Here is an 11,240-nt window from a genome sequence, read left to right on the forward strand (position 1 = left end):
GAGCATCCGCCTGTTTGGCCAAAGTTTCAATTGAGATTGCCGAGAGGGCGATTTAGAAAAACTATATGAAGGAACTGAATGCCATTCATCTGAACGGCTTGCGCGCGGTCGAAGCGGCCGGTCGGCTTGGCTCGCTGGCGGCTGCCGCCGAGGAATTGGCGGTGACCGCGGGGGCCGTCAGCCAGCAGATCGCCAAGACCGAGGCGCAGCTCGGACGCATCCTGTTCGAGCGCACGCCGCGCGGGCTGGTCCCCACGGATTTCGGCCGGCTGTTGCTGGCGCGGCTGAGCAGTGCCTTCGGCGAGCTCGCCGAGGCTGTTGCCCTGGCGCGACGGCGGGATGAATCGGTGTTGACGATTTCCGTTGCTCCAGTCTTCGCCGCACGCTGGCTGGTCTACCGGCTCAACCGTTTCGCCGAGCGCCATCCTGATATCAGGCTGCGCATCGACGCGACCACGAGGCTGGTCAATCTCGATACGTCCGATGTCGATGTCGGCATACGCGTCGGTGAGGGGCGCTGGCCCGGGGTCAAATCGGAATTGTTGCTGGAGCAGGAAGTCTTCCCGGTTTGCTCGCCGGCGATGGCGGAGAACCTGCGCGAGCCTGCAGATATTCTAAAGATCCCGGCCGTCATCGACGGCCATTCGATGTTCTCCTGGGAGGTCTGGCTGCGCGAGGTCGGGCTTTCCGGTGCCGAACTGGGGGTGCGTCATACCTTCAACGAGGCCTCGCTGGTCCTCGATGCGGCGATCGCCGGGCAGGGGGTCATGCTCGCCTGGCAGACGCTTGCCGGTTTCGCCGTGACCGAAGGCAGCCTCGTCGTTCCCTTCGGCATCCGCGCCAGAACCGGTTACGGCCACTATTTCGTCAGCTCGCCTTCGAGGCGCGAGAGCAAGGCCACGACCGCCTTCAAGCGTTGGGTTCGCGACGAGGTCGAAGAGGGCATGCGACTGCTCGACCTCAAGGCGCCACGTAGCCGTTTCAAGCCCGCGACGCCGAGAGATTAGTGTCGCTTCAAGGGCGTGATGGTCGATGCCGTAAGCCTACGCGGCTTCCGTCGACCGAACCTCCATCATCGCCTTGAAGGCCGGGCGCGACTGGCAGCGCGCAAGCCACGCCGTGACCTTCGTGTGACGGTCGAACAGGTCCGCCTGGCTCATGGCGTAGCGGAAGACCTCCGCCACGTTGAGGTCGGCAACGGTGAAGCGGTCTCCAACGATATGGTCGCGACCTTCGAGATGGCTTTCGAGAAAGGCGAAGGCCCTGCCCAATGCCGCGACCGCGGTCGCGATCTTGGCCCTGCCTTCATCATTGTTTTCGGTGCCGGCGTCGTGGGTGAGAATGATGCGCACGGCGTGCGGCTCGACTTCGGTCGCCGCCCACATCGTCCAGTTGCCCATCAGACCTTCTTCTCTGATGTCGGCTGGTGCAAGCGGTCCGCCATACTTGCGGGCGAGATAGAGATTGTTGGCAAGGGATTCCGTCAGAACAAGGCCATCGTCTTCGATCGCCGGGATCAGGCCCATCGGGTTGACGGCAAGGAAGCTTGCCGATTTGGTGTTGATGGGCGCGTCGTCCGCCAGCGGATCGGCCAGCCGATAGGACTGCTTCACGGGAACAGACTTGAAGGGAATGCCCAGCTCTCCCGCCATCCAGTAATTGCGCGATGCGCGCGAGCGATAGACGCCATAGATCGTCAGCATGTCCGGTTTCCTCCTCCGTTTTTCCTCCTCCGTCTTAGGCAAACACGGGCCGCACAAGAAGCCGCAGGCGTTGATATCCGCCATGAAATCTTTTGATGAAACGATCGGTGCGGCGCCTTGGCCGCTTGTCTTTCAAGCCTTTGCGCTCTAGCAATCCCAACAACGATCGGGGGCTTGATTGACGCGACAGCGGCGAGAATGGGTAAAGATGGATCTGCCAGCACGCATCCTGTGCGCGCTGATCCTCGTCTTTTCCGTCCTGGCCCAGCCGCCGGCGGGCGCTTCCATGCCGGTCATGCCGGAGATGGCAGCCTATGTGCTGCCGGACGGATCGTTTGCCGACCTCTGCCTGACCGGTCATGCTGCGCAAGATGGCAAGGGCCGCACCAGCAGCCATGCGTGCCAATCCTGCTGCCTTGCCGCCCCCGTGGCCCTGCCGACGCCACAGGCATTTCAGGGCAGGTTCTCTTCCGGAATCTTTGTGCGCTCCTCGCTGGCGGCCGAGCTTCTGCTCGCCCGACCGGTGCTTTTGGCTGGCCTCGGACCGCGCGCGCCTCCACAATTCCTCGCCTGATCTGCGCCTGAAGGGGTGAGCGGAAGGCAGCGACACCGACGCCGAGAGCATCTCGGTGGGCCTGGTCGCTTCCGGAGCCGGCTCAGCCACTACATCCACACTTCAAGCAAGGGGCAAGTCGCTGGCTCTTCATGCCGGCCCTTACCCGGGGGACACCCATGACGACCGCATCTCTTTCCGGCTCCGCGCGACTGCCTGATGTCGCCGAGCGCGGCATTTCGCTCTATCGCGCCATCTGGCGCTGGCACTTCTTCGCCGGCCTTCTGGTTATTCCGTTCATGATCAGCCTTGCCGTCACCGGCGGGCTCTACCTCTTCAACGACGAGATCGATGATACGCTGTTTGCCTACCGCAATATCGTTCCGGTCGGGGAGGCGCCGCTGCAGCCCTCGGTGATCGTTGCCAACGCTGTCGAGGCAGTGCCGGGCAGTGCTGCGGTCGCCTATCGCACGCCTGGTGGCGCCGACCGGTCTGCACGCGTGACCGTGGGTGTTGGCGCCGGCAGGATGATGGTCTACGTCGATCCTTATACCGCCGACATTCTTGACATGGTCGCCCCGAGCGACGAGTTCAACCGGGTGGTCGAGAACCTGCACAGCCTGGATTTTTTCGGCAAGCGCGTCGAAATCATCATTGAAATCGTCGCCGGCTTTGCGATCCTGCTCGTCTTTACAGGCGTCTATCTCTGGTGGCCGCGGCAGCAGACCGGTGGCGTGATCACCGTTCGCGGCACGCCGGCGCGACGCGTGTTCTGGCGCGACCTGCATGCGGTCACCGGCATCGCCTCGGCGCTTTTGATCGTCTTTCTCGCCTTCTCCGGCCTTCTCTGGTCCGGCTATTGGGGGTCGACGGTCAATGGCAAGCTGACGGCGGCCGGCCTCGGCTACCCCGCCCAACTCTGGGACGACGTTCCGACTTCCACCAAGGTGTCGACCGACGTGCTTTCCAAGGCCGGCTGGCTGGTGGAAAACGCGCCGGTGCCCCTGTCGACCACGGATGGCGCTTCGGTCCCTTCCATCGGGATCGACAGGGCCGTGGCGATTGCCGATGAGGCCGGCATGCTGCCCGGTTATGAACTGGCCATTCCCGGCGACGAGGCCGGCGTCTATACCGCAGCCATCTTTCCGGCCGACCTTTCGCGCGAACGCACGATCCATATCGATCAGTACTCCGGCAAGCCGCTGGTCGATATCGCCTTTGGCCAGTACCCGCCGCTCGGCAAGGCGATCGAGTGGGGCATCAACGTCCACAAGGGGCAGGAATGGGGGCTGTTCAACCAACTGCTGATGCTCACGACCTGCCTTGCGATCATATTCGTATCGGTTTCGGCGGTCGTCATGTGGTGGAAGCGACGCCCAGCCGGACGCATCGGCGTGCCGCCGATGCCGCCGCGCCGTAGCATCTACGCGGGATTGTGGCTGATGGCGCTGCTGTTCGGGCTCGCTTTTCCGCTGACCGGTATCGCGATCGTCGTGATGATCGTCGTGGACCAGGCACTGATGCTGTTTGCGCCAATGCGCAGGGTCCTGTCCTGATTTGGCGTGGGGCGGCTCGCGCCGCCCCATCTTTCCGGCTATGCTAGTGCCAGATGCAACCTCCGCACGTTTTTTCTTGTGTTATTTAGGGAAGGCTAACCTTTGGCCGCCTATCGTGGGTTGGGGAAGACGGACGATCTCGACACTGCTTCCGGAGGCCTTACTTGGCGAAGAACACCTCCCGCAATCCGCGTTACGCTGCCCTCAATGCGGGCGGCAACGAGAATACGCGTCGCCTGATTGACGCGAGCACGCGTTTGGCCGAAGAAATGAGCCGGATCTTTCCCGCCGACCCCGATATTGCCGACCGGCACTATTGGCTGGAAACCATCATCAACCATGTACCGGATTACATCTACGCCAAGGATACCGACGGCCGTTTCCTCATTGCCAACCAGGTGACTGTCGCCGACAACGGCTTGGAATCGCTTCGCGATATCATCGGCAAGACCGATTTCGATCTGCATCCGCAGCATTTGGCCATGGCCATCGCCGAGGTGGAACGCCGGGTGATCGAAACGGGCGAGCCAATCTTTGGGATTGAAGAGCGTGCGATGGTCACCAAGGGCCGCGATCGCTGGCTGATGACCTCCAAGGTGCCGTTGCGCAACAAGAGCGGCAAGATCGTCGGCATCGTCGGCGTATCGCGCGACATCTCCGACCGAAAGGCGGCGGAACGCTTGCTCGAAGGTCAGGCGCACCTGCTGGAGATGATCGCCAATGGCCGGCCGCTCGACGAATTTTTCCGCGAACTGATCTTGCTGATCGAGGCGCTTATCCCTCGCATTCGCGGTTCGATCCTGATGCTGTCGCCTGATGGTCACCGTCTGCTTCACGGTGCGGCCCCGAATCTCGACGAAACCTATTGCGGCATGATTCACGGCGTGGAAATCGGCCCAAAGGCGGGTTCCTGTGGCACCGCCGCTTGGCGCGGCGAACAGGTGATCGTCGCCGATATCTTCGAAGATCCCCTCTGGGAGGATTATCGCGAGATCGTCCGACCCTACGAATTCCGGGCCTGCTGGTCGACGCCGATCCATTCTCGCGAGCGAAAGGTGCTCGGCACCTTTGCGCTGTACTCCGAGGCCGTGTGCGTTCCAGACGAGCAGCAGAAGGAACTGATCGCCATGGCCGCCCACCTGGCGGGCATTGCGATCGAGCGCAAGCAGGCTGAAGACCGCATCAGCTTCATGGCGCACCACGACGCGCTGACCGGCTTGCCCAACCGGGCGCTGTTCGAAGAGCAGGTCGCCGAAGCGCTTGAAGCGCTGCGTGGGACGGGGCAGTGGGCGGTGCTTGCCTTCCTCGACCTCGACAACTTCAAGCTCGTCAACGACACGCTCGGCCATGCGGCGGGCGACGAACTGCTCAAGGTGACTGCCACGCGCATGCGCGCATCGGTGCGCAAGTCTGACATGGTCGTGCGGGTCGGTGGCGACGAGTTCATCCTTCTTCTGAATGGCCTGCCCTGCGAGCGGGATGTCGTGCTTGCACGCCTTGAAGATATCCGGGCCGCAATCGCTGCTCCCATGCAGATCAACGGCCGCGGGCTGCAGGTCTCCTGCAGCATGGGCGTCGCCTGTTTTCCCAACCAGGGAAAGACTGTCGGCGAGTTGCTCGCCAACGCCGATATGGCGATGTATCGGGCGAAGGAGCTCGGCCGTAACAATCTGCAGGTCTTTACCGAGGAGATGGCAGACAAGGCCCACGAAAAACTGCTGAAGCAGGCGGAGCTGCGCCAGGCGATCGCCCAGGACGAGTTTCTGCTGCATTTCCAGCCGCAGGTAAATCTCGAGACCGGTCGGGTCTTTGCCGCCGAAGCGCTGCTTCGCTGGCGGCATCCCGAGCGCGGCATGATTTCGCCGGGCGATTTCATTCCGCTGGCGGAGGAGACCGGGCTGATCGTGCCGATCGGCGATTGGGTGCTGCGCGCCGCTTGCCGTCAATGCAAGGCCTGGCATGACGACGGGCTGCCGTTGCTGATCGTCAGCGTCAACGTCTCCGCACGACAGTTCCGCGAGCGAAACTGGGCGGCGCATGTCGCTGCCGTTCTCGCCGAGATCGGCCTCGATCCGCGGTTCCTGGAGTTGGAACTGACGGAGAGCCTGATCATGCAGGACGTGCCGGGTGCATTGGCGACGATGCATGAGCTGGAGGCAATCGGCGTGCATCTGGCGATCGACGATTTCGGCACCGGATATTCAAGCCTTAGCGCGTTGAAACGGTTTCCCGTGCGTCGCCTGAAGATCGATCGTTCCTTCGTCGAGGACATTCCAGCCGATGTCGACGACAAAGCCATTACGGCGGCGATCATATCGCTGGCGCAAAATCTCGGCCTCAGGGTTATTGCCGAAGGGGTCGAGACCCAGGCGCAGGTAGATTTCCTGCGCCACAGCGGTTGCGACGAGATCCAGGGCTATTTCTTCAGCCGCCCGCTCGCATCCGCCGACTTCGAGGCGCTGTTGCGCCAGCCCGCCATGACAGCAGATGCTCCTTGATCCGCGCCGTTGCACGCGCCGTGTTGCCATCGGAAACGTGATCCGACGTTTGCTGACACAAGCCTCGTTCCAGCCGTAGATGCCAGCATTCTTACATTGGGCGGGTCTGCGCGAATCGTTTCGTTAATCAATTTCGTGCAGCACTCCAGTTCGTCGCCGCACTCAAGCCTTTCAGAGTTCGATGTCCTCTTCAGTCATTTTTTCCCGCCGCCAGTTCCTCCGCACATCAGGCATCGCGCTTGCTTCTGCAGGTCTTGCAAGCTGTACGTCCTCGATGAACACCGACCGTTTCCGTCAGGAAACCGCGCCGGTGTTCCGCAATCCTGCTCTTGAGGGGCGTTGGGTCGATCCGCGTGCCGAGGGCATTCTGGAAGGCCCGATCGGTGAAGGCCCGCAGCCGACCGGTCTGCCGCCCCAGAGCGCCTATTATGGCGACATCTATGCTGCGGTCGACGATGGCGGTTATCAGATCCCGGCCGTGCCCTACCGCCAGATCGACGCGCGGTTTTATCGGCAGGAAGTCAGCGATCCCTTTGGCGAGCGCCCGGGCACCATTGTCGTCGATACCGGCGACCGGTTCCTCTATCTGATCCAGCCGGGTGGCAGCGCGCTGCGCTACGGTGTCGGTCTCGGTCGCGAGGGCTTTGCCTGGAATGGTCGTGGCGTCATCCAGTGGAAGGCAAAGTGGCCCCGTTGGACGCCGCCCGATTCGATGATCGCCCGTCAGCCGCAACTGGCGAAATTTTCCGCCGGCAACGGCGGCATGGCGCCGGGGGTCAACAACCCGCTGGGTGCCCGCGCGCTCTACATCTTCCAGAATGGGCAGGATACGCTTTATCGCGTGCACGGCTCGCCCGAATGGAAGTCAATCGGCAAAGCCGTGTCGTCCGGCTGCGTGCGCATGCTCAACCAGGATGTCATGGATCTCTACGATCGCGTGCGCGGCAAGGCGCCGATCCTCGTCGTCTGATCCGCTATTGCGTACCGCGCGTCAAAATAATTCGGATGCCCGATCTGCGGCATCCCGGTTTGCTGTGACGCACGCAGACTGAGCCTCATGATCTGCACGCTACTCAAGGCCTGAATTCAGGTGGTGGGCCGCTCCGCAACGACGGCGATCAGTTTTCGCTCTCGCTGGACGAGAGCCGTCGGGCCAACTGGTGCAGGGATTCCCGAATCTCTCCGGCTTCCTCCAGGCTGCAACCCGATGCCTTGCCGATATCCGCCAGAATACCGAAGGCCTCCGTCTTGAGCTCACGGCCCTTGTCGGTCAGGCTGACGATCACCTGCCGTTCGTCGCCAGGATCCCGTAGGCGAGCGACATACCCTGCCGCCTCCAGCCGTTTGAGGAGAGGGGACAGTGTTCCCGAATCCAGCCCGATCTCCTCGCCGATCCGCTTGACCGTCATCCCGTCCTGTTGCCAGAGCGCCAGCAGCACGAGATATTGCGGGTAGGTGAGGCCGAAACGATCGAGCAGCGGTTTGTACGCGCGCGTGAAGGCGTGGGCGGCAGAATAGACGGCAAAACAGAGCTGTTTGCCGAGCGTCAGCGCTTCGTCGGGGATCGCTTCGAATGGTGCCGCTTTCGTCGTCATTCCCGTATTGTCGCAAATTTGGGTCGAAAATGCAATTTGCAAAATTAATTTGCGTACAATTTAATTTTGCGATACACGTTCTCCATCGACATTGAAACCGCACAGGAGACCCCGCCAATGCCCATTCTCTATCGTACCACAGCATCCGCAACTGGTGGCCGCGCCGGCCAGGCCAAGAGCGCTGATGGCGTTCTCGACGTCACGCTGACCGTGCCGAAGGAACTGGGCGGCGACGGCGCCCGCGGCACCAACCCTGAGCAGCTTTTTGCCGCCGGCTATTCCGCCTGCTTCCTCGGCGCGCTCAAGTTCGTCGCTGGCAAGGAGAAGGTAAAGCTTCCCGAAGATACCACCGTGACGGGCACGGTCGGCATCGGCCCGCGCGAAGATGGCACCGGTTTCGGTATCGACGCTGCACTCGAAATCTCGTCGCCGGGCGTCGACAAGGCGGTGCTCGAAGACCTCGTCCAGAAGGCACATATCGTTTGCCCCTACAGCCACGCGACCAAGGGCAATATCGACGTCAAGCTGACGGTCGCCTGAGACCTGCTCCCATCCGGAAGTAACAAAGCCCGGCGGGTTGGTTCCCGCCGGGCTTTGCTGTTTTTCAATGACGGGGAGGGAGCGCGCGCCGTTTCCCGAACATGCCTGCGGCAGTATCAGGCCTTTTTCAGGAATTCGGTACGCAGCACCAGTCCCTTGATCTTTTCGACCCGGCACTCGACTTCGTCGGGATTGTCGGTGAGCCGGATGCCCTTGACCACCGTGCCGCGCTTCAGCGTGGTCGAGGTGCCCTTGACCTTCAGATCCTTGATCAGGGTGACGTTGTCGCCGTCATTGAGGATGGCGCCGTTCGAATCTTTCACGTCCATGGGATGCTCCTTTCAAGATGCGGGCACGCCCTGATCCGGTGGACCAGGGCGCGCGGAATTCGTCCTTCGTATCGTCTTGGCCGACCGGGTTAGCGTCTGCTCAGGCTGCCGAGAATGCCGCGGACCAGGGCGCGGCCAACCTGCGTCGCAACCGTGCGGGCAACGGATTTCATCGCGGCCTCCACCACGGTCTCGCGCTGGTATCCGGAAGACTTCGGGCGGGCCTGCTTTCCGGCCGGCGCCGCCGGCTCATCGTCGCCGAAGCCCGGAAGTGTCCAGCGGCTGCCGCCGGTATTGGCTTCCACCGGCTCCTGCTCGGCCTGCTGCTGCGCTTCCGCCGCCTTCTTCGCCCGTGCCGTTAGCATTTCGTAGGCCGATTCCCGGTCGAAATCTTCGTCGTACTGGCCGCGGACCGGGCTGACATCCATGACTTTCTGACGCTCCTCCGCCGTCAGCGGGCCGACGCGCGATTGTGGCGGGCGCACCAGCGTACGTTCGACCATTGACGGGGCACCCTTGCCCTCGAGCGTCGAGACCAGTGCCTCGCCGGTGCCGAGATTGGTGATGACGGTGGCGCAGTCGAACTCCGGGTTGGGGCGGAAGGTGTCGGCGGCGGTCTTCACCGCCTTCTGGTCGCGTGGGGTATAGGCGCGCAGCGCATGTTGGACCCGGTTGCCGAGCTGGCCCAGGATCGTTTCCGGCACGTCGAGCGGGTTCTGCGTGACGAAGTAGACGCCCACACCCTTGGAGCGGATGAGGCGCACGACCTGTTCGACGCGTTCCGTCAGCACCTTCGGCGCATCGTTGAACAAAAGATGCGCCTCGTCGAAGAAGAACACCAGCTTCGGCTTCTCGGGGTCGCCGACTTCGGGAAGTTCCTCGAACAGCTCGGACAAGAGCCAGAGCAGGAAGGTCGCGTAGAGGCGCGGGTTCATCATCAGTTTGTCGGCGGCAAGCACCGAGATCGCGCCGCGCCCGTCATTGGTCGTGCGCATGATGTCGGTGATCTTCAGCGCCGGTTCGCCGAAGAAATGCTCGGCGCCCTGCTGTTCGAGGATCAGGAGTTCGCGCTGGATCGAGCCGACCGAGGCCTTGGAGATGAAGCCGTACTGGTTGGAAAGCTGGGTGGCGTTCTCGCCCATGTAGTTGAGCAGCGCCTGCAGGTCCTTCAGGTCGAGCAACGGCAGGCCACCCTGGTCGGCGATCTTGAAGGCGATGTTGAGGACGCCTTCCTGTGCATCGGTCGCGTTCATCAAGCGCGACAAGAGGAGCGGGCCCATTTCCGACATGGTGGTGCGGACACGGTGGCCTTTTTCGCCGTAGAGATCCCAGAAAATGACCGGGAACTCCTGGAAGTCGTAGGGGTTCGTCGGCAGGCCGATCTGTTCGGCGCGCTTTGTGATGAAATCCTTCGGCTCGCCGATCGCGCCGATGCCCGAAAGGTCGCCCTTGACGTCGGCGCAGAACACCGGAACGCCGGCATTCGAAAAGCCTTCGGCCAGGATCTGCAGCGTGATGGTCTTGCCGGTGCCGGTTGCGCCGGTGATGAGCCCGTGGCGGTTGCCGAATTTCAGCTCGAGGTATTCGCCTTTGTTGATCGTATCGTCCGGCTTGCGGCTGGCGCCGATAAAGAGCTTGCCTTCTTCCACCATGTGGGCTTCATCTCCGTTTCATCAATGAAAGCGGGCGGTTCGCGGCTTTCCACCGAGGCCCGTCATCGAAATGTGGCTCGCTCCTGTTATAGGCGGTGCCGCTCTACCCGGCAACAAGTCGATTGCGGCGCACAGACGCGAAAGTTGCGCATGGGGCAGGGGCGGATCGGTCGCATTGCCAAGCGGTCGCGAGCGTGAAACGATCGTGGAGACCTGTGGAAATGCACGCCAGCGCGAAGTGTAAACCGCTGTTTGAAAGCTGGTGGTTTACCCGGCATTCCATCCATCATCGCTTGTTATTTCGGAAGCGATCATTTACCTTGACGTCAACGTCAAAATTCAACGAGGGAGTTATCCATGAATGAACTGGTCACGCGCGTAGCGGAGAATGTCGGTCTCGAGCCTGCGACGGCTGAAAAGGCTGTCGGCATGATTCTCGGCTTCCTGCAGCGCGAAGCGGCCGACGGCCCGGTTGCCCAGATGATCGCATCGATCCCGGGTGCGACCGACCTGATCGCCCAGTACAACGGCGAAGGCAAGGGCGGCGGCGGCCTGCTCGGCGGCCTGATGTCTGCGATCGGTGGCGGCGGCGTGATGGCGCTCGGCCAGCAGCTGATGAGCCAGGGCCTCGGCATGGGCGAGATCACCTCGCTTGCCAAGGAAACCATCGCATTCGCCAAGGAAAAGGCTGGCGCCGACGTCGTCGACGAAGTCGTCGCCTCGGTCCCGGGCCTCAGCCAGTTCGTCTGATCCGTTTCGGGTACGTCTAAGGAAAACCCGCCGGTGCTCGCGCCGGTGGGTTTTTTGTTGCCTC

At 62.3% G+C, this 11,240-nt stretch carries 11 protein-coding genes; 7 read left to right on the forward strand and 4 right to left on the reverse strand.

Translation table 11 applies throughout. The annotated features are described in order from the left end of the window. Nucleotides 1–65 precede the first annotated feature (65 nt). Complete coding sequence (locus tag LPJGGPFB_RS06800) at nt 66–1,007, forward strand: LysR substrate-binding domain-containing protein (protein ID WP_173419298.1); 942 nt, start codon at nt 66–68, stop codon at nt 1,005–1,007. A gap of 36 nt (nt 1,008–1,043) precedes the next feature. Here the strand turns inward: LPJGGPFB_RS06800 and LPJGGPFB_RS06805 are convergent, their stop codons facing one another. Then, nucleotides 1,044–1,703 carry a glutathione S-transferase family protein gene (locus LPJGGPFB_RS06805; RefSeq protein WP_173419299.1) on the reverse strand — a complete coding sequence of 220 codons (660 nt, stop codon included), beginning with the start codon at nt 1,701–1,703 and terminating at the stop codon, nt 1,044–1,046. Nucleotides 1,704–1,911: 208 nt separating this feature from the next. Here LPJGGPFB_RS06805 and LPJGGPFB_RS06810 point away from each other — a divergent pair, with 208 nt between their 5' ends. The 4 genes from LPJGGPFB_RS06810 (at nt 1,912) to LPJGGPFB_RS06825 (ending at nt 7,280) form a co-directional block, all read left to right on the forward strand. Next, nucleotides 1,912–2,277 carry a hypothetical protein gene (locus LPJGGPFB_RS06810; protein ID WP_173419300.1) on the forward strand — a complete coding sequence of 122 codons (366 nt, stop codon included), beginning with the start codon at nt 1,912–1,914 and terminating at the stop codon, nt 2,275–2,277. Between the two features lie 158 nt (nt 2,278–2,435). Then, the gene (locus LPJGGPFB_RS06815; RefSeq protein WP_173419301.1) at nt 2,436–3,812 is read left to right on the forward strand and encodes a PepSY-associated TM helix domain-containing protein; all 1,377 of its coding nucleotides are present in this window, start codon (nt 2,436–2,438) and stop codon (nt 3,810–3,812) included. A gap of 164 nt (nt 3,813–3,976) precedes the next feature. After that, entirely contained in the window at nt 3,977–6,310 is a 2,334-nt protein-coding gene (locus LPJGGPFB_RS06820; protein WP_173419302.1) for a putative bifunctional diguanylate cyclase/phosphodiesterase, read from the forward strand. Nucleotides 6,311–6,491: 181 nt separating this feature from the next. After that, a complete protein-coding gene (locus tag LPJGGPFB_RS06825; RefSeq protein ID WP_173419303.1) occupies nt 6,492–7,280 on the forward strand; it encodes a L,D-transpeptidase family protein in 789 nt (262 codons plus the stop codon). Nucleotides 7,281–7,428: 148 nt separating this feature from the next. On the opposite strand, the gene LPJGGPFB_RS06830 is transcribed toward LPJGGPFB_RS06825, so the two are convergent. After that, nucleotides 7,429–7,905: a MarR family winged helix-turn-helix transcriptional regulator gene (locus LPJGGPFB_RS06830; protein WP_173419304.1), complete on the reverse strand. Its 477-nt coding sequence runs from the start codon at nt 7,903–7,905 to the stop codon at nt 7,429–7,431. Nucleotides 7,906–8,022: 117 nt separating this feature from the next. Here LPJGGPFB_RS06830 and LPJGGPFB_RS06835 point away from each other — a divergent pair, with 117 nt between their 5' ends. Continuing rightward, entirely contained in the window at nt 8,023–8,445 is a 423-nt protein-coding gene (locus LPJGGPFB_RS06835; protein WP_043610962.1) for an organic hydroperoxide resistance protein, read from the forward strand. Between the two features lie 116 nt (nt 8,446–8,561). Here the strand turns inward: LPJGGPFB_RS06835 and LPJGGPFB_RS06840 are convergent, their stop codons facing one another. Further along, entirely contained in the window at nt 8,562–8,774 is a 213-nt protein-coding gene (locus LPJGGPFB_RS06840) for an alkylphosphonate utilization protein (protein WP_025426258.1), read from the reverse strand. 89 nt (nt 8,775–8,863) lie between these two features. Continuing rightward, a complete protein-coding gene (locus LPJGGPFB_RS06845; RefSeq protein ID WP_173419305.1) occupies nt 8,864–10,426 on the reverse strand; it encodes a helicase HerA-like C-terminal domain-containing protein in 1,563 nt (520 codons plus the stop codon). Nucleotides 10,427–10,783: 357 nt separating this feature from the next. Here LPJGGPFB_RS06845 and LPJGGPFB_RS06850 point away from each other — a divergent pair, with 357 nt between their 5' ends. Further along, nucleotides 10,784–11,176 carry a hypothetical protein gene (locus LPJGGPFB_RS06850; RefSeq protein WP_173419306.1) on the forward strand — a complete coding sequence of 131 codons (393 nt, stop codon included), beginning with the start codon at nt 10,784–10,786 and terminating at the stop codon, nt 11,174–11,176. The last annotated feature ends 64 nt before the right edge of the window (nt 11,177–11,240 follow it).

The sequence above is a fragment of the Ensifer adhaerens genome, assembly GCF_013283195.1.
Lineage (GTDB): Bacteria > Pseudomonadota > Alphaproteobacteria > Rhizobiales > Rhizobiaceae > Ensifer > Ensifer adhaerens_G.